This window comes from Sphingopyxis sp., from assembly GCF_036261875.1.
In the GTDB taxonomy this organism is placed as follows: Bacteria; Pseudomonadota; Alphaproteobacteria; order Sphingomonadales; family Sphingomonadaceae; genus Sphingopyxis.
The window spans coordinates 186,559-203,012 of record NZ_DATAJZ010000007.1 but is presented as its reverse complement, the minus strand read 5'-3'; the positions used below and the strand labels follow the sequence as shown (position 1 = coordinate 203,012).

The following is a 16,454-nucleotide window of genomic DNA, read 5'->3' as shown; positions in this document are numbered from 1 at the left end:
CGGATAGGAGAGAGAGGCGTTGAAGTCCTGACGGATATCTCAAGAAATTCTGAAGCTTGGGACGATTTGCCGATTGCGGCGCTAAATCGCCAGCCACCGTTCGCAGTCATCGCGCACCCGCGCGTCCGCGTCGCGCAGCCCCCGCTCCAGCACCGCCGATCGTCCCTTGCTCTCCGTCACCGCCGCCAGCGCCGCGAGCGCATTGGCGCGCACGCGCGGGACCGGGTGCATTCTGGCGAACTGCTCGGCGACATCCTTGCCGTTGTCGGTCAGATGGACTGCGCAGCGGAGCAGCATTTCGCCGCTCGTCAGCGTCGGGCGCTTCGCGATCGTGCCCTGTTTCAGATCGACGATATATTGGTCGCGCCACGGGACATGTTCGCCCTCGTCCATGATGTTGAGGCTGATCGACAGACGCTCGGGCGGGAACTGGCTGTGGATGTCGCGGTGGGCGCGATAGAGCATCATCCGGCCTTCGCCGAGGGCGCTGCGCTCGACGAACCGAAGAGGCAGCGCCTCGCCGAGGCGGCCGTCGACCCGTTCGGCGTCATAATCATAATAGTCGCTGACATAGCCGGGGCCCCAATAGCCGGCTGTCAGGAAGTGGAAATTATGGTCGTGCGGCACGCCATAGGCGAAGGCCGCGGCGCCGCTTGCCACATAGACGGCGTCGGTCGTGGCGGGCCACAGGTTGGCGCGCAGGAAGAAGCCGCGCGGGCTGCGGTGGAGAAGGAGGACCTGCGCCGAATAGCGGTTCACCGCAAGCTGATCGGCGTAGCTTGCCTTGAGTTCGGCGATGATGCGGTCGGCGAGAAAATCGCGATTGCGCGCGAGACCGGCGAGAAGGCCGGTGCAGTGCGCGATACTGGCTTCATCCGCCAGATCGACGCCGCTTTCATCGAGCCGTGCGGCGACTTCGGCGAGATCATATTCGGGCGCGGCGGGCGGATCGATCAGGCGCGGCATGGGCTTCTCCTGCTCCCATCCAGCAAGCGGGCGGGGATGGATAGAGCGCCAGCGTCGCGGTCGCGGCGCGGCGGATTTCGGGATGGGGGTCCGCCGCCGCCATGCGGGCGAGATGCGGCATCGCGGCGGCGGGATCGAGCGCGACCAATTCGCGCATCGCCGCCCATCGCGCGGCGAAATCGCCGCTTTCGATCTCGGCGACGAACAGCGGCGCGGCGTCGCGGCGGCCCAGGGCGCGAAGCACGGCGAGCCCCATCTGTCGGAAGCTGGCGTCGCGGCGCGCCGACGCGAGGTGGACGAGCCGGCCGCTCGCCACGTCATAGGCGCGCACCGGCAGCGGCGGCGGCGGCTGTACCGCGAGTTCGAGGAACAGGATGTCGCCGCTCGCATCGGCAAGAGTGAAGCTTTCGCGCGCGGTGTCGAGAAACAGGCTTTCACCGGCGGCGAGCGGTCGCGCTCCCTCGCTTTGGCAGGCTGCGGCGGAGGCGGCGGTGAAGGCGCCCGCCTCTTCGGCGGCGCTGACCGCAACACGATGGCGGCGGATCGACGCGCCGCCCGTCCTCAGAAAGCGGATCGCGGCGACGCCCGGAGGGAAGCGGGTCGTGGCCGGGGGCCCCTCGCGCCGCTCGAAGCCCTGGATGCGAAGCGTCAGGCGGATGGCGCCCTGCTCCGCAAGGAGCAGACCGCCCGCGCTCTCCCCGCCCCCGACCGGGCGCGGCGGCGGCGACGCGAAGGGCTCGGCGGCAAGCTGCGCCACGGCTTCGCCCAGCCGGCGAGCGAGCCAGCCGGTATCGGCGAGCCACGGCGCGAGCGCGGCGATGGCGGCGGCGGGCGGTTCGTTCGCCGCCGCCGCCATCGCCGCGCGCAGGCCGCCGGGCAGTCCGTCCGCTGTCCGCCAGCGCGCATCGAGGCTCGATGCGGCGCGGCGGATGTGATCGCGGCGCCGTTCGTCGCGGCGCGGGAAATGGTCGTGGCGCGAGGCTGTGGTCACGAAGGAAGGCCGCCGGTCGCCAGGCGGGCACGGCCTAGGCCGCGCCCGCCCGGGACATTCAGTCGTAGATGATCGTGACGACGGTGACCGCGATCTCGAAGACCGAGGGCCCCGAACTGGCGCTTTCGCCGGCGAAGGCGCCGAACAATCCGACCGCGGTATCGAGAAGCGGCACGGTGTCGATATCGATGGCAGGCAATGGCATTCATCCCTCCTGTATCGGCGGCAGAGACGCCGCCGACACGAGAGCTATGGATAGCGCGGCACCGCGCCCAGTTAACTTAATGTAATCGGGCCGCGATGAAGGGGCGCGCGAGGATCGTCTTTCGCGAGGATAGCGACGGGCGCGACGGGTCGCGGGAGAGATTCGCGCAGAGGCCGCAGAGAAGAAAAGACTCACGCGGAGACGCGGAGGCGCGGAGAAGAAGAATCGGACCGGCAGACCCTTTATCCTACTGGCATTGCGCCATGGCGCGGCGATGATGGAGAAAACCGCTTCGCGGTGAACACCAGTTCTCCGCGCCTCCGCGTGAATCTTTTCAGAACGACAGCCAGAGCGACAGGCCCGGCGGCGGCGCATTCGGCGGCGCATCGGCGACATGGCGCACCGCGTCGGCGCGAGCGCGGTTCAGGATCGCGGTGGGTGTTCCGGCGGGGTGGAAGATATGGTCGGCCTCTCCCAACAGGCGCGCGGCGCGCAGCGTCAGGTCGTCGGGGTCGGCACTGATCAGGGCGATCGTTTCGAGGCGCGACGACTGAAGGACGGCGTCGCCTGCGAGCCAGTCGTTCACCTCGTCCGCTGCCGTTCCATCGAGTGGATCGAGCGCGCCGCCCGGCGCGAGCGCGGCGTCGAGCGCGCGGCGGCGGTCGGCGGCAGCGGGCCAGCGCGCCTTCATCGCGCCGCGCGCGACGTGGAGCGCAGCCGCGAGCGCGCCGAGGCGCGCGGGGAGCAACGCCTCGATGCGCTGGCGGATCGCCTTGGCGAGCCCCGCCGAAGCGCCGCCGGTGCCGATCGCGATAGTCACCGGCGCGCGGTCGACGATCGCGGGAGTGGTGAAATCGCAGAGGTCAGGGCGGTCGACGACATTGACCAGCAGGCCGCGCGCGCGGAGATCGGCGGCGACCGCTTCGGCGCCCTCATCGAGCGCGACGAAGGCGAGGCTCGCGCCTTCCTCCCACGCCGGGACGATGCGCCCGCCGGCGCGCACGATCAGCCGCGCCTTGGCGTCGGCTGCCTCTCCCTGCCCCACCAGCACGACCGTGCGGCCGGTGAGGTTCAGGAAGATGGGGAGCTGGTGCATGGAAAGCCTATAGCAAATCCTCCCCCAGCGGGGGAGGGGGACCACCCGCAGGGTGGTGGAGGGGCAGGTGCGCCATAATGCTTCCTCGCGGCGACCGGAGGAAGCCGCGCGTGCCCCTCCACCATGCTTCGCATGGTCCCCCTCCCCGTGCCGGGGAGGATTTAGTCGATCCAGTCGGGAACGCGTTCGGCGGCCATGATCGTCCCCGCCGCGATGCGGTCGGCGACGGTGACATAGCGGTCGCCATCGACGAGCACCTCAGGCACCAGGCTGCGGCTGTTGTAGGTCGAGGCCATCGTCGCGCCATAGGCGCCCGCGGTGCGGAAGACCGCGAGGTCGCCCGACTCCACCTTGTCGATCACGCGGTCGCGCGCGAAGGTGTCGCCAGTCTCGCACACCGGGCCGACGATCGACGCGGTCATCTTCTCGCCGGTCGGCTGCACCGCGACGAAATCATGATACGCATCGTAAAGCGCCGGACGCGCAAGGTCGTTCATCGCCGCATCGACGATTACGAAGGGGTTGGTCGCGCCGGGCTTGACCCACAGCACTTCGGTCAGCAGCACGCCGGTATTGCCGGCGATGACGCGGCCGGGCTCGAACATCAAGGTGACGTCCCAGTCCTTCGTCACCCGCGCGACCATCGCGCCATAGTCGGCGGGCGACGGCGGATTATCGTCGGGACGGTAGGGCACACCGAGCCCGCCGCCGAGATCGACATGGGTGATGCTGTGCCCCGCGGCGCGCAGGTCGGCGACGAGGCGGCCGACGCGCTCGAACGCCGCTTCGAGCGGCGCGAGGCTGGTGAGCTGGCTGCCGATATGGAGCGCGATGCCGCGCATCTGGAGGCCCGGAAGCGCCGCCAACCGCGCGAAGATGTCGGGCGCGGCGTCAATGCCGACGCCGAACTTGTTCTCGGCCTTGCCGGTCGAGATCTTGGCGTGGGTGCCCGCATCGACGTCGGGATTGACGCGCAGCACCGCGGGCGCGGTCATCTCCTTGGCCAGCGCGATCTCGGCGAGCGCCACCCCTTCGGGCTCATGTTCGATATTGAACTGGCCGATGCCGCGGTCGAGCCCCTGCGCCAGCTCGGCGCGGGTCTTGCCCACGCCCGAAAAGACGATGTCCTCAGGCGCCATGCCCGAGGCGAGCGCGCGTTCGAGCTCGCCGCCCGACACGACGTCGGCGCCATAGCCCTGCCGCGCGAGCACGCGCAGCACGCCGAGGTTGGGGTTGCACTTGATCGCGAAGGCGATGTGCTTCTTCGGAATGTCCTTCAGCGCGTCGGCGAACACCTGGGCATGGCGTTCGAGCGTCGCGCGCGAATAGACATAGACGGGGGTGCCGATTTCCTCGGCGATGCGCGGCAGGGGAATGTCTTCGGCGTGGAGGACGCCGTTACGGTATTCAAAATGGTCCATCGAAGGAAGTCCTGTAGCTCAGCCCGGAGGCGGCAGGTCGAAATCGTCGGGTTCGCGTTTTTCGGACCGTTTGAGAAGTTCGTCGCTGCGCGCGGGCTTGGCCTGCGCGTCAGGCGTCGTGAGCTCCTCCGTGGTCGGGGCGCGCGTCGCGCCGACGGGGATCGTCGGGGCGGGCTGATTCGCCGCGGGCTTCAAATCTTCCTTGGCTCCGCACGCGCCGAGCAGCGCGGCGGCGGCGCCGATCGTGACGATGAGGATGCGGCGCGTCGCCATCAATCGCTTCCTTCCAGCGCGCCGCGCGCGGCGGCGATCGCTTCCCTTACCCGGTCGGGCGCCGTCCCGCCATAGCTGCGGCGGCTGGCGACCGATGCTTCGACGGTCAGCGCGGCGAGCGCGTCTGGGGTCACCGCGGCATGGATCGCGGCGGCGTCTTCGGCGGGCAGCGCCGACAATTCAACGCCAAGCTCCTCGGATCGTTTCACGCAGGCGCCGACGATATGATGCGCCTCGCGAAACGGCACCCCCGCCTCGCGCACCAGCCAGTCGGCGAGGTCGGTCGCGGTCGAATAGCCCGAGGCGGCGAGCGCGCGCATCCGGTCGGTGCGGAAAGCCAGCGTCTCGACCATCCCGGTCATCGCCGCAAGCGACAGACCGAGCGCGTCGAAGGCGCCAAACACCGTCTCCTTGTCGTCCTGCAAATCCTTCGAATAGGTAAGCGGCAGGCCCTTGACGATCACGGCAAGCCGCTGAAAGGCCCCGAGCAGCAGGCCCGCGCGCCCGCGCACCAGTTCGGCTGCGTCGGGGTTGCGCTTTTGCGGCATGATCGAGCTGCCGGTCGACCAGGCATCGGGGAGACTGATGAAGCCGAAGGGCTGGCTGGCCCAGATCACGACCTCCTCGGCAAGGCGCGACAAATGGATCGCGGCGATCGACGCGGCGGCGCAAAATTCGAGCGCGAAATCGCGGTCGGACACGGCATCGATGCTGTTCGCCATCGGGCGGTCGAAGCCGAGCGCCGCAGCGGTTGCATGACGATCGACCGGAAAGCCGGTGCCCGCCAGCGCCGCGGCGCCGAGCGGCGATTCGTTGAGGCGGCGGCGCGCGTCAGCAAAGCGGTTGCGGTCGCGGCGGAACATCTCGACATAGGCGAGCAGATGATGGCCGAGCGTCACCGGCTGCGCGACCTGCAAGTGGGTGAAGCCGGGCATGATGCTGTCCGCATGATCCTCGGCGCGCGCAAGCAGCGCGGTCTGGAGCGCCTTCAGCCCGGCGTCGATCCGTTCGCAGGCGGTGCGGACCCACAGGCGGAAATCGGTCGCAACCTGATCGTTGCGCGAGCGCGCGGTGTGGAGTCGCCCGGCGGCGTCACCGATCAACTGCTTCAACCGCGATTCGACGGTCATGTGGATATCTTCGAGCGCGAGGTCGACCGGCACGCCGTTCGCGGCGAATTCTTCGGCGATCTCAGCCAGACCGCGATCGATCTGCACCGCGTCCTCGGCGGCGATGATTCCCGCCGCGCCGAGCATCGCGGCGTGTGCGCGGCTGGCGGCGATATCCTCTTCCCACAGACGCTTGTCGACGGGGATCGAGGCGTTAATCTCTTGCATGATCGCCGCGGGTCCGCCACCGAAGCGGCCACCCCACATGCTGTTACTGTCCGGAGTATCCGCCATTTTCCGAATTCCAAACATCAGGCTGATGATCCTGCCGCTGATGCTGGCCGGATCGACGATCGCGGGCTGCGATAGGGAAAAGGCTGGCGGGGAGCAAGCGGCAGGCGCGCAAGCAAATATTTCGGGCGGTGAAGCGAAGGATGCGCGCGGCGCCCGAACCTTTCAGCATGTCGTCGACCGCAGCCAGGCGGGCAAGGCGACGCCGGCGGCGGCGTTCAAGGGCCCCGACGACGCGCCGGTGACGCTCGCGGCGTTCAGGGGGAAACCGCTGCTCGTTAACCTGTGGGCAACGTGGTGCGCGCCGTGCGTCGCCGAAATGCCGACGCTCGACGCGCTCGCGGCGAAGCGGGGTCAGGCGATGACGGTGATCGCGGTCGCGCAGGATCTGCAAGGCGCCGCGGTCGTCGATCCCTGGTTCCAGAAGGCGGGACTGAAGGCGCTGCAACCCTATCTCGATCCCGAGAACGGCCTGCTCGACGCCACCGCCGGGGCACTGCCGACGAGCATCTTCTACGGCGCCGACGGGAAAGAACTGTGGCGCGTCATCGGCGCGATCGACTGGCAGGGCGATGAGGCGAAGGCGCTGCTGGCGGAGGGTGGTATCTGACCTCGCTTCAATGGCCGCGTGCTCCCGCGAAGGCGGGAGCCCATCACCCGTCCGCGCCATTTTGAACCGACCGGAGATGGGCCCCGCCTTCGCGGGGGCACATGGAAAATTCCATTTCTTCTTCGTGCCTTCGTGCCTTTGTGCGAGTCCAAATAATCTCGCACGAAGGCACAAAGGCACGAAGAAAAGCTGGATTCCCGCTTCCGCGGGAATGACGGGATTGGGAGCGAGGGCGAAGAAGGCGAGGCGCTCAAGGCGCCCGCCTGCTCCCGGCTGATCAGCCGCCCACCGTCACGCGGCCGGTGCGATAGCCTTTCTTGCGCATTTCCTTGACATAATCCTTGTCGGCATCGACGACCTCGGTCGACCATTCGTCCCACGCGTCCCAGCGGTCCTCGCGGTCGGTCGCGTGGCGCAGATCGCTGACGAGTTCCTTCTCGGCTTCGAGGATATCGGCTTTGTAATTATACCAATATTGGTTGTAGACGCCCGCGATCGGCGCCGTGCGGATTTCGGGGCGGTCGAAGCCCGGCGGCATCGCGCCATAGGGGATCGCGGCCATCGCGGCGCTGGCGGGGAGAGCCGTAAGCGCTGCAAAAATCGTCCATTTTTTCATCGTTCTTCTCCTGATGGACCCTGTGGTCAGGAGAGAAACGAAGGAGCGCGGCCTTTTCTTCCCGGCTCGACGATGATTCCGCACGGCTGGCGGTGAATCGGCGCCTTACCCCGGATGCGCTTCGTCGCCGACGCTCGATTTCAGCAGGCCGCGGAACACGTCGCGCGCGTCGCGCTTGCCCTGCGTCACGTCGAACACGTCGCGCGCGATCGGCATGTCAACGCCGTGATGCCGCGCGAGCGCCATCACCGTCGGCGCGCTCTTCACCCCTTCCGCGACCATGTTCATTCCCGCGATGATATCGTCGATGTGCCGCCCCTTGCCGAGTTCGACCCCGACATGGCGGTTGCGCGACAAGGGGCTGGTGCAGGTCGCGATCAGGTCGCCCATGCCGGTCAGCCCCGCAAAGGTCTCCGGCCGCCCGCCCATCGCGACGCCGAGGCGCGTGATCTCGGCGAGCCCGCGCGTCATCAGCCCGGCGCGCGTATTGTCGCCGGCGCCGAGCCCGTCGCCCATGCCGACCGCGATCGCAATGATGTTCTTGAGCACCCCGCCGAGCTCGCAGCCGAGCAGATCGGTGTTGGTGTAGACGCGGAACAGCCCCGAATGAAACACCGGCTGGAGCGCGCGGACGACGATTTCGTCCTCCATCGACAGCACGCTCGCCGCCGCCTGCCCGGTCATAATCTCGCGCGCGAGGTTCGGCCCGGTGAGCACGCCGACGGGGTGGCCGGGCAATATCTCCTCGATCAGCTCGGTCATCCGCTTTCCCGAGGCGAGTTCGAGGCCCTTGGTGAGGCTGATGACGGGCACCCAGGGACGCAAGTGATTGCGCGCCTCCTCGAGCACACCGCGAAAGCTGTGCGAGGGCACCCCCATCACCAGCACGTCGGCGCCCGCGACGACCTCGGCCATGGCGTTCGTCGCACGGAGCGTAGCGGGCAGCCTCACGCCGGGGAGATATTTGCGGTTCTCATGATCGGTGTTGATGCTCTCAACGGTTTCGGCATCGCGCGCCCACAGCGTGATTGGTGCGTTGCGCGACACCACCGACGCGACCGTCGTCCCCCAGCTCCCGCCGCCGAGCAGCCCCACTTTCAGGCGCATGTGTCTCTCCCGCTGTTTTGCCGGAGAGTGGCGCGGGACAAGAAGGTTGGCAAGCGACGCTTCACGTCCTTTCGTCATGCCGGACTTGATCCGGCATCCCGCTTTCCACGTAGCGGAAAAAAGCGGGATGCCGGATCAAGTCCGGGGTGACAGCGATTTGGGAAGATTGATCAGAAAATCCTTCATCGCTTCTGCGGTCGCCTTCGGGTCCTCGATCATCGGGACATGACCCATGTGTTCGAAGATGTGCGACCGGCTGCCCGCGATCCCCGCTTCGAGCACCGGCACGCAGCTCACGTCGAGCAGCTTGTCGTGGCGCCCCCACAGGATCAGCGTCGGCACCTTCACTTCGCCGAGGCGGTCGTTGAGCGGATGGTCGCGGCCCTCGATCGCGATCACCCAGAAGATCGCATCGAGCTGGTCGCGGTATTTCAGCGCGTCGGCGTAAAGCACGGGTTTCAGCCGCGACGGGATATGCGGCGGCTTGTGGACGACCATCGCCACCAGCCGGTCGGCATCCTCGAGCCCGGCGAGGACGAGCGGATTATAATCCTCGCTCGCGGCCTGTTTCTGAAGCTCGCTTTCCTCGGCGCCGTTGACCCCGGCATTGTCGAGCAGGATCAGGCTGGCGAGCGCATCGGGATAGTCGATCGCATAGCGCAGCGCGATCCAGCCGCCCATGCTGTTCCCGGCGATATGCGGCCGGACGAGACCGAGCGCATCGGCGAAGGCTTTGAGGCGCGCGGTCTGCGCCGCGATGTCGTATGCAAGGTCGGGGTTGCGCTCATTCTCGCCGAAGCCCGGCAAGTCGGGCGCGATGATATGATAGTCGCGCGTCACATAGGGCGCGAGAAAGGACCAATTGTCCTTGTCGCCCGAAAAGCCGTGGACGAGGAGCAGGGTCGGCTTCGCGGGATCGCCGCCCTCCAGAAAGGGCCAGGTGCGACCATCGACGACGACGCTCTTCTGCACCGTGCCGCCGCGCTTGCGGAGCAGCCAGCGCCCGAGCGCGACGAGGCGGCCGGGGAAGACGAAATAGAGCAGCGCCAGCGCAATCAGCGGGGCGGCGATGAGGGTGAGGAGGAATTTCATATCGAGCTAACGCCCTCCTTATTTCCGCTCGCCCTGAGCCTGTCGAAGGGCCGTTCTTTCTTTCGGCGCCGAATGAAGGAAGAACAGTGCTTCGACAAGCTCAGCACGAACGGGATTGTTTATGGTCCAACCACATGCGCATCGAACCAGCCGATCAGGTCATCCAGCACCGCATCGCGCTCGGGCTCGTTGTAGATTTCGTGGAACAGGCCCGGATAGATTTTCAGCGCCCTGTCCTGCGACGACACATGATCGAACAGATAGCGCGAACCCTCGGGCGCGGCGAGGCTGTCGGCATCGCCGTGCTGGAGCAGGATCGGAAGCGTGATCTTCGGCGCACCCGCCTGCGCGGCGGCCATCGCGTCCATGAACTCCTTGCCGAGCCGCGCGCCGATCTTGCCGGTGTAGACGAGCGGGTCGGCGAGATAGGCGGCAACCACCGCAGGGTCGCGGCTGACGCCGTTCGGGTCGAGCGCCAACACGCCCATACGCGGGAAGAAGCGTGACAGGAAACGGCTGATCCAGACGGTGAAGCGCGACGGCGGCGCACCGGGAACGATCGCGGGGCCAGAGAGCGCGGCGGCGGCGAAGGCATCCTGCCGCTCGATCAGGAACAGGGTCGCGATCAGCCCGCCCATGCTGTGACCGAGGAGCAGGCGCGGCGTGCCCGCATGATTGACCTCGACCAGCGTCAGCAGTTCGGCCATGCCGTCGGTAAAGGCCGAGAAGCGCGGCACAAAACCACCCTCGCCGTCCGACCGGCCATGCCCCCAATGATCGACCGCATAGACGGCATAGCCGGCATCGGTGAGCCGCTTCGCGACATGGCCGTAGCGCCCGGCATGTTCGGCATAGCCATGTGCGAGCAGCACCACCGCCTTCGGTGGTCCCTCGGGACACCAATGGGTGACGTGCAGTTTCGCCCCCGCGCCGGCCGATCCCGGCGGCAGCATCACCGCAGTTGCGCTCACCGCACCGCCTGCTTCAGCGCCGAGGCGCGGTGGCCGGGGCCGTCGTCGCCGCCCTTGTCGATCTTCGCGAGGATCGCGTCGAGTGCGCGGCTGATCGCGGTCTGGGTGCGCACCATCTCGACCTTCGGCCAGGCGGTGCGCATGCCGGTGTCGATCAGCTCGTCGATATCCTCCTGCGCGAGGTCGGAGAGGATCTTGGTCGGCGACCAATATTTGGGCGGGCGGATGATGTTGATGTCGCCGGTATAATCCTGGTTGATCACCGAGCGCGCCATGTTCGCGAGGCTGTTGAGCGGCGGCACCATTTCGAGCGGCTTCTGGAAGATCACCATGTTCGCGTTGAGCCACGCCTTGAAGGTCGCCATCGACGCATGTTGAATGGCCTCAAGCGGCGCCATCTGCTTGCGCGTGTCGGTCGCGAAGGGCAGCGCAAGCGGGTTCGCCTGGCTGACGATATGATGGTTGACCCCGTACAGCCGTTCGAGCCGCTTGGTCGGGATGTCGTGCGTCACCGACCCATCGACCCAGCGCCGGTCGGGCTGATAGGGAACGCGGTTGCCGTCGTCGTCGCGCGCCATCAGCATCACCGGCGGAAAGACGCCGGGCACCGCGCAGGAGGCGAGCACCGCCTCGCGGATCAGCACATTGGGCGCGGTGATCGCGTTGAGCAGCCGGCCGTTCTGATGCTTTTCGGCGGGCGCAACCGAGACGTTGAGGTGGCGGCCCGAAATTTCATAGGCTTCCTGAAAGGTCAGGTCGGGGATCAGGTCGGCGAGGCGGCCGCGCACCTCGTCGGGCGCGAGGCGCTTCATCTCGGGATCGCGCGCGGGATTGGCGAGCCGCCGGCTTTCGAGGAACGGGCCGACGTCGGCATTCTTGCGCGTGCAGACGATCGCCGCGACGATCGACCCGCCGCTCGACCCGGCGAGGATATTCGGCAGCACGCCTTCGTCCCACAGCGCCTTCACCACGCCGACGTGGAAGAAGAGGAAGCTGCCCGAGCCCGAGAGCAGCAGTGCCGAACGGCCGTAGCAATGCTGCGCGCGGCGGAAGAAGTCGCGCTTTTCCTCGCGCGGGATCGACCGCGATGCGGCAATCTTGTCAAGCGCCGCGACGACCTCGGCGACATAGGCCTCGATCAGCTTTTTCGTGCCGAAGCGCGCCTTCTGATAGAGGCGTTCGTGCCCCATGCCGTCGATATTGCCGTGGATGCCCTCGTTGAGGACGAAGAGCAGCCCCTTGACGTCGTTCGCCGCCGACAGCGCGCGCAGCTTTTCGAGCCTGGCGCGGATCGCCTTATAGTCGAAATGCTGGCTGTCGTCGGCATCGCGCCACGCCTGCATCCCCGATCTGGCGTCATGCGCCTGCGCGGCCCTGGCCCAGGCGGCATAGTCGGGCGCTTTGGCAAGCTCGGCATCGGCGCTGAGCGTCGGAGCGAAGATCATCCGGTTATCCTGTGTTGTTTCATTTTGGGCGATTCTTGCGGGTTGCGTTGTCTTTGGCAACTGTTTTGACGCCCGCCCCCTCCACCCACGTCACCCCGGACTTGATCCGGGGTCCCGCTTCCCATCGCCGCTGAGCGGGACCCCGGATCAAGTCCGGGGTGACGAAGCAGAGGATTTCTTCTTTCCCGCTGCCTTCGCCTTGGGCTTTGCAGCGGCTTTCGACGCTGTCTTGGCCACGCTTTTCGCCGCAGGGACCGGTTTCGCCTTTGCCTTGGGCTTTGCGGGCGGCTTCGGCGCGGCTTTCGGCTTCGCCGGCACCTTCTCCGGCTTCGGCGTCGCGGCCATCAGGTCGGCGAAGCTTTCGTCGATGCATTCCCTGAAAAAGGCGATGTCGGGCATGATCGCGCGTTCGCAGATGATCGAGAAGGCGATGCGGCCGTTGTAGCTGGGGGTCGCAACGAACAGTCCCATATTGTTCGCGAGCGGCGCCATACCGTGCTGCTGCACCAGTTTCGCGCCCGCGAGATAGAGCGGCACCTGCGCGCCGGGCACGTTCGAGATGAAGAGGTTGGTGCCGCGCACCGCGAAGCGTTCGCTGGTCAGGATGCGCGCGACCGCGGCCATCGTCGCGCCGGGAATATGCTGCGACAGGTCGGTCATGATCCGCGCGCTGACCCCCGCCTTCGCCTCCTTCGCCTCGACCGTATAGTCGCGCACCGCGGCGAGCCGTTCGAGCGGATCCGCGATGTCGGTGCGGACCGGCACGCTCATCGCCGACACCTGATTGCCCGGGGTCGAGGCCTTGCCCGCGCTTTTTTCCTTGCCGCGCAGGTTGATCGGCGCAACCGCGACGAGGCTTTCCTTCGGTAATTCCTTATGCTTCGCGAGATATTTGCGCAGCGCGCCGCCGACGGTGGTGAGGACGACGTCATTGACCGTTGCGCCGGGAACTTTCTTGCGGATTTCGGCAACGTCGGCGAGCGCGACCGTCGTCGCATCGAACATCTTGTGCGGACCGACGGGGACGTTGAAGCGCGTTTCGGGGACGCCCGCCGTCATCCCGCCTTCGCCGATCGACTTGCGCGCCGACGCGACGATCGCGGGCGAGACCTTCATCAGCGCGTTCATGAACTTGACCGGCGACTGCATCGACGCCGACCAGGCACGCGTCATCGTCTCGGCGCTCGACGGCGCGCGGCCAAGGTCCTCGACCGGCGGCGGCTCGGCAATCGCGGGCGTGCCCTTCGCATCGATGTCGCTCATCGCGATAAAGGCGTGCGCACCCGAGGCGCCATCGACCGCGGCGTGGTGGACGCGGTGGAGCATCGCGAAGCTGCCCTTCGGGATGCCGGGGATGCGGTCGAGTCCTTCGATGATGTAGATGTCCCAGAGCGGCCGGTTCATATCCATCGGCTTCGAGAACCAGCGCGCGACCGCGATGCAGAACTGCCGCCAGTCGCCGGGTTCGGGCAGGCGCGCGTGGCTCATATGCGCCTCAATGTCGAAATGCTCGTCCTCGACCCAATAGGGATGGTCGAGATCGAAGGGCAGCCGGTGCAGGCGGCGCTTGAACAAGGGCGAGGTGTCGACGCGGCTTTCGACGTGGCGGATGATGTCCTTGAAGCGCACGAAGCCGCCCGGCGCGGTCGAGGGGTCGTAGATATAGACCCCCATGATGTGCGTCAGATTGTTCGCGGTCTGCGTGTAGAGGAACTGGGCATCCTGCGCGCTGAGTTGCTTAAGCATCACTTCCTCCATCCAATCCCAACCCCGTCATTGCGACCCCGGACTTGATCCGGGGGAAGCAATCTCCAGCCATCGGCCTTGCGCAAGGTCGATGGCTGGAGATTGCCGCGTCGCCTTCGGCTCCTCGCAATGACGAAAGAGGGTCAGGCACGTTCATTCTCCCGCCGCCGGCAGCCGGTCCGCCAGCGCCGTCGTCGACAGGCGCATCGATTCCATCACATTGGCGAGCCCGCGCAACTCGGCGAGCAAAGCCCGCCGCGCGGCGAGGCTGTCGGGAGTCGCCGTTTCCGCCAGTCCCATATGCCGCATCAGCGACAGGCCATTCTCGAAAAGCAGCTTGCCGATCGCCGCCTCGCTGCTGATCCGGCGCAGCAGATAGGCCTGCCGGCCTTCGACCAGCGCGGTGTCGAGCAGGACCTTCGCATCGACTTCCTCGCCGGGCTTCGCACGCGCGAGGAGATCGGCAACGACCGAATAGGCCTCGGCAAAGGGCAGCAATATCGCATGGCCGACCACGGGCTGGCAGCGGCGCAGAAGCTGCGCGACGCCGCGGTCGCCGCTCGCGAGGCGGCGGTCCCAGACGGGGTCGATCCGCGCCAGTTCGGCCTCGATCGCGGCGCGATGCTCGTCGCGCGGCGGATAGAAGAATTCGAATTTGAACAGGTCGCGCAGCCGGTCGATCTTCGCCCAGAAGGCCGCGGTGACATCGCCCTTGTCGGCATCTCGAAGCGCGAACAGCGCCAGCTCAATCAACGCGCGGTCGAGGAAATGATGCGCGATGATGTTGCGGTAATAGCTCGCCATCGGGTGCTTGGCGGGGTCGATCGAATAGATGGTCTCGCTCCCCGCTTCATAGCGGGTCAGGAGGCCGCTCGCGACGAGCGTGTCGATGGTCGCCGACAGCGCGGCGTCGTCGCCGCTTTCGAGTTCGCGGCTGAGGCGGATGTCGCGCTCACGCGCCCAGCGGGAGACCGCGCCGATCGCGGCGAGCAATTCGGCGGCGGTGGCGCCGCGCGGCGCGAGGCCGAGCAGGATCAGGCACATCAGCGAGGTGACGGTGAGCGGCGTCACCCGGTTCGCCTCGACCGCGACCGCGAAGGCGATGCGTTCGAGCGCGCGCCTGTCGTCGGCATCGGGCGCCTGCTCGATCACCACCGGATCGCCGATGTCCAGGCGGATGCGGCCCGAAGGCTCCTTGAGGCTCTTCATGTAGCCAATGAACCAGCTCAGCGATTCGGGCTTCTTGGCCCGTCCGGTCTGCTCGGCGGCATATTCCTCGACGTCGCGGATCAGGTCGAAGCTGGTGACGAACGGGACGAAATGCACACCCCCGGTGCCCGTCGCGTGGGCCGCATCGAGAACATATTTCATCAGGCCGTATTTGGGCGGCGCCAGCTTGCCGAGCCGCGAGCGCGTGCCCTCGAACGCCCAGCTCAGCGGAAAGCGCTTGGCGAGCAGCCAGGCGATATAATGGCGCAGCACGAGCTTGTAGAGCGGCTGGTCCTGAAAGCTGCGGCGGATGAAGATCATCCCCGAACGGCGGAAGAATTCGCCCATGATCGCGAAATCGAGGTTGGCGCCGCCGAACAGGTGCAGCATCGGCATGTCGTTATCGTAGGTCAGGCGGCTGGGGGTCGCGCCGTCGATATAGGTCTTGTGGGTGAAGAGGATGCAGGTCGGATGCTCGCGCAGGACCGAGCGCAGTTTCGCAAGCTCGGCCGCGTCGACCTCCATCTCGGGCTCGTAGCCGCCGAACATCATGCGGTCGAGCCGCGCGCGCAAGTCGAGGAACAGCGCGGAGGGGCGCGCGATGACCTCCTTCATCAGCGGCCGCGCCTCGCGGTAGAGATCGGCGACGGGGCGGCCGAGCTGGCCCGCAAGCTCGGCGAGCGCGGCGCGGAACTTGGGGTTGGTGCGCAGGCTGTCGGCGACGAAGCGCGGCACCTTGTAGCGGCTGCCTCTGATGCCGCGCTCGGCGACGTCGAGCGCGAGCGCCGCCTGCCGCGCGACGAAGCCCGCGAATTCGGGGCTGTCGGCGCTCGCGCCGTCGCCGCCGCCGGTCTGCGCGCAGAAACGATCGCGCAGCGCATCGAGCGTCGCGGCCTCGCCGACAAGGATCTGCGCGCGCCGCCGGTCGCGCCAGAGGATGGCGCGCGCGCGCAGCGGGCCGGGGTGGCGCGGGTCACCGAAAATCAGGTGCCGGAACTTGAGCGCGCGGCCGCGGTCGAAGGCCGGCATTCGCCACGCGACGCGCAGCGGCACCACCTGCCGCGACGGCGACCCGTCGAGCCGCGTCCGCAGCGCGTCGACGGGCAGCGCATGGTCGCCGTCCTCGATGTCGAGGCTGGTCCAGGCGGGTTCTTCGTCACCCGAGGTGGAATGAATCCAGTCGAGCAGGATGCGCCGTTCGATCCCGTTGCGGGCGTCGATGATATAAAGCCGGTCGGCCGCCTGCTCCGCCATGATGGGGGTGCGGGGGGTGCCGTCGGCCATGACCTATGCTCCCTCCGTCATT

General features: G+C 67.3%; 15 protein-coding genes. 1 reads left to right on the top strand and 14 read right to left on the bottom strand.

Translation table 11 applies throughout. The features are described from left to right. Positions 1 to 81: 81 nt before the first annotated feature. The 7 genes from VHO04_RS02770 to argH form a co-directional block, all read right to left on the bottom strand. Positions 82 to 966: a transposase gene (locus tag VHO04_RS02770; protein WP_329626931.1), complete on the bottom strand. Its 885-nt coding sequence runs from the start codon at positions 964 to 966 to the stop codon at positions 82 to 84. Continuing rightward, positions 926 to 1,957: a HEAT repeat domain-containing protein gene (locus VHO04_RS02765; RefSeq protein ID WP_329626930.1), complete on the bottom strand. Its 1,032-nt coding sequence runs from the start codon at positions 1,955 to 1,957 to the stop codon at positions 926 to 928. Before VHO04_RS02765 ends, VHO04_RS02770 begins: the two co-directional genes overlap by 41 nt. Positions 1,958 to 2,015: 58 nt before the next feature. Then, complete coding sequence (locus VHO04_RS02760; protein ID WP_329626929.1) at positions 2,016 to 2,162, bottom strand: hypothetical protein; 147 nt, start codon at positions 2,160 to 2,162, stop codon at positions 2,016 to 2,018. 334 nt (positions 2,163 to 2,496) lie between these two features. After that, positions 2,497 to 3,258 (bottom strand): siroheme synthase, encoded by a 762-nt coding sequence (locus tag VHO04_RS02755; RefSeq protein WP_329626928.1) that lies wholly within the window; start codon positions 3,256 to 3,258, stop codon positions 2,497 to 2,499. Between the two features lie 161 nt (positions 3,259 to 3,419). Beyond that, positions 3,420 to 4,679, bottom strand: a complete 1,260-nt coding sequence (lysA, locus tag VHO04_RS02750; protein ID WP_329626927.1) for a diaminopimelate decarboxylase — start codon at positions 4,677 to 4,679, stop codon at positions 3,420 to 3,422. Positions 4,680 to 4,697: 18 nt separating this feature from the next. Beyond that, the gene (locus VHO04_RS02745; RefSeq protein WP_329626926.1) at positions 4,698 to 4,952 is read right to left on the bottom strand and encodes a hypothetical protein; all 255 of its coding nucleotides are present in this window, start codon (positions 4,950 to 4,952) and stop codon (positions 4,698 to 4,700) included. Further along, positions 4,952 to 6,328, bottom strand: coding sequence for an argininosuccinate lyase (argH, locus tag VHO04_RS02740; RefSeq protein ID WP_329627016.1), 1,377 nt, complete (start codon positions 6,326 to 6,328; stop codon positions 4,952 to 4,954). The genes VHO04_RS02745 and argH overlap by 1 nt, the downstream gene beginning before the upstream one ends. 52 nt (positions 6,329 to 6,380) lie before the next feature. Between argH and VHO04_RS02735 the strand changes: the two genes are divergently transcribed. Next, positions 6,381 to 6,962 (top strand): TlpA disulfide reductase family protein, encoded by a 582-nt coding sequence (locus VHO04_RS02735; protein ID WP_329626925.1) that lies wholly within the window; start codon positions 6,381 to 6,383, stop codon positions 6,960 to 6,962. Between the two features lie 277 nt (positions 6,963 to 7,239). Here the strand turns inward: VHO04_RS02735 and VHO04_RS02730 are convergent, their stop codons facing one another. From VHO04_RS02730 to VHO04_RS02700, 7 genes are all read right to left on the bottom strand, one after another. After that, complete coding sequence (locus tag VHO04_RS02730) at positions 7,240 to 7,578, bottom strand: hypothetical protein (protein WP_329626924.1); 339 nt, start codon at positions 7,576 to 7,578, stop codon at positions 7,240 to 7,242. A gap of 105 nt (positions 7,579 to 7,683) precedes the next feature. Next, complete coding sequence (locus tag VHO04_RS02725; protein WP_329626923.1) at positions 7,684 to 8,685, bottom strand: NAD(P)H-dependent glycerol-3-phosphate dehydrogenase; 1,002 nt, start codon at positions 8,683 to 8,685, stop codon at positions 7,684 to 7,686. A 135-nt stretch (positions 8,686 to 8,820) separates the two neighbouring features. Beyond that, positions 8,821 to 9,777 (bottom strand): alpha/beta hydrolase, encoded by a 957-nt coding sequence (locus VHO04_RS02720; protein WP_329626922.1) that lies wholly within the window; start codon positions 9,775 to 9,777, stop codon positions 8,821 to 8,823. Positions 9,778 to 9,896: 119 nt separating this feature from the next. Continuing rightward, on the bottom strand, positions 9,897 to 10,748 hold the full coding sequence (locus VHO04_RS02715; RefSeq protein WP_329626921.1) for a lysophospholipase: 852 nt from the start codon (positions 10,746 to 10,748) through the stop codon (positions 9,897 to 9,899). After that, positions 10,745 to 12,193: a DUF3336 domain-containing protein gene (locus tag VHO04_RS02710; protein WP_329626920.1), complete on the bottom strand. Its 1,449-nt coding sequence runs from the start codon at positions 12,191 to 12,193 to the stop codon at positions 10,745 to 10,747. The genes VHO04_RS02715 and VHO04_RS02710 overlap by 4 nt, the downstream gene beginning before the upstream one ends. Before the next feature lie 147 nt (positions 12,194 to 12,340). Further along, positions 12,341 to 13,939 (bottom strand): wax ester/triacylglycerol synthase family O-acyltransferase, encoded by a 1,599-nt coding sequence (locus tag VHO04_RS02705; RefSeq protein ID WP_329626919.1) that lies wholly within the window; start codon positions 13,937 to 13,939, stop codon positions 12,341 to 12,343. Between the two features lie 153 nt (positions 13,940 to 14,092). Next, on the bottom strand, positions 14,093 to 16,432 hold the full coding sequence (locus tag VHO04_RS02700; RefSeq protein WP_329626918.1) for a glycerol-3-phosphate 1-O-acyltransferase: 2,340 nt from the start codon (positions 16,430 to 16,432) through the stop codon (positions 14,093 to 14,095). Between the last annotated feature and the right edge of the window lie 22 nt (positions 16,433 to 16,454).

What these genes read in the sequence shown, in the direction of transcription:
- VHO04_RS02770 (WP_329626931.1), bottom strand. Translation starts at nt 966, where the DNA reads ATGCCGCGCCTGATCGATCCGCCCGCCGCGCCCGAATATGATCTCGCC.
- VHO04_RS02760 (WP_329626929.1), bottom strand. Translation starts at nt 2,162, where the DNA reads ATGCCATTGCCTGCCATCGATATCGACACCGTGCCGCTTCTCGATACC.
- VHO04_RS02755 (WP_329626928.1), bottom strand. Translation starts at nt 3,258, where the DNA reads ATGCACCAGCTCCCCATCTTCCTGAACCTCACCGGCCGCACGGTCGTG.
- lysA (WP_329626927.1), bottom strand. Translation starts at nt 4,679, where the DNA reads ATGGACCATTTTGAATACCGTAACGGCGTCCTCCACGCCGAAGACATT.
- VHO04_RS02745 (WP_329626926.1), bottom strand. Translation starts at nt 4,952, where the DNA reads ATGGCGACGCGCCGCATCCTCATCGTCACGATCGGCGCCGCCGCCGCG.
- argH (WP_329627016.1), bottom strand. Translation starts at nt 6,328, where the DNA reads ATGTGGGGTGGCCGCTTCGGTGGCGGACCCGCGGCGATCATGCAAGAG.
- VHO04_RS02735 (WP_329626925.1), top strand. Translation starts at nt 6,381, where the DNA reads ATGATCCTGCCGCTGATGCTGGCCGGATCGACGATCGCGGGCTGCGAT.
- VHO04_RS02730 (WP_329626924.1), bottom strand. Translation starts at nt 7,578, where the DNA reads ATGAAAAAATGGACGATTTTTGCAGCGCTTACGGCTCTCCCCGCCAGC.
- VHO04_RS02725 (WP_329626923.1), bottom strand. Translation starts at nt 8,685, where the DNA reads ATGCGCCTGAAAGTGGGGCTGCTCGGCGGCGGGAGCTGGGGGACGACG.
- VHO04_RS02720 (WP_329626922.1), bottom strand. Translation starts at nt 9,777, where the DNA reads ATGAAATTCCTCCTCACCCTCATCGCCGCCCCGCTGATTGCGCTGGCG.
- VHO04_RS02710 (WP_329626920.1), bottom strand. Translation starts at nt 12,193, where the DNA reads ATGATCTTCGCTCCGACGCTCAGCGCCGATGCCGAGCTTGCCAAAGCG.
- VHO04_RS02705 (WP_329626919.1), bottom strand. Translation starts at nt 13,939, where the DNA reads ATGCTTAAGCAACTCAGCGCGCAGGATGCCCAGTTCCTCTACACGCAG.
- VHO04_RS02700 (WP_329626918.1), bottom strand. Translation starts at nt 16,432, where the DNA reads ATGGCCGACGGCACCCCCCGCACCCCCATCATGGCGGAGCAGGCGGCC.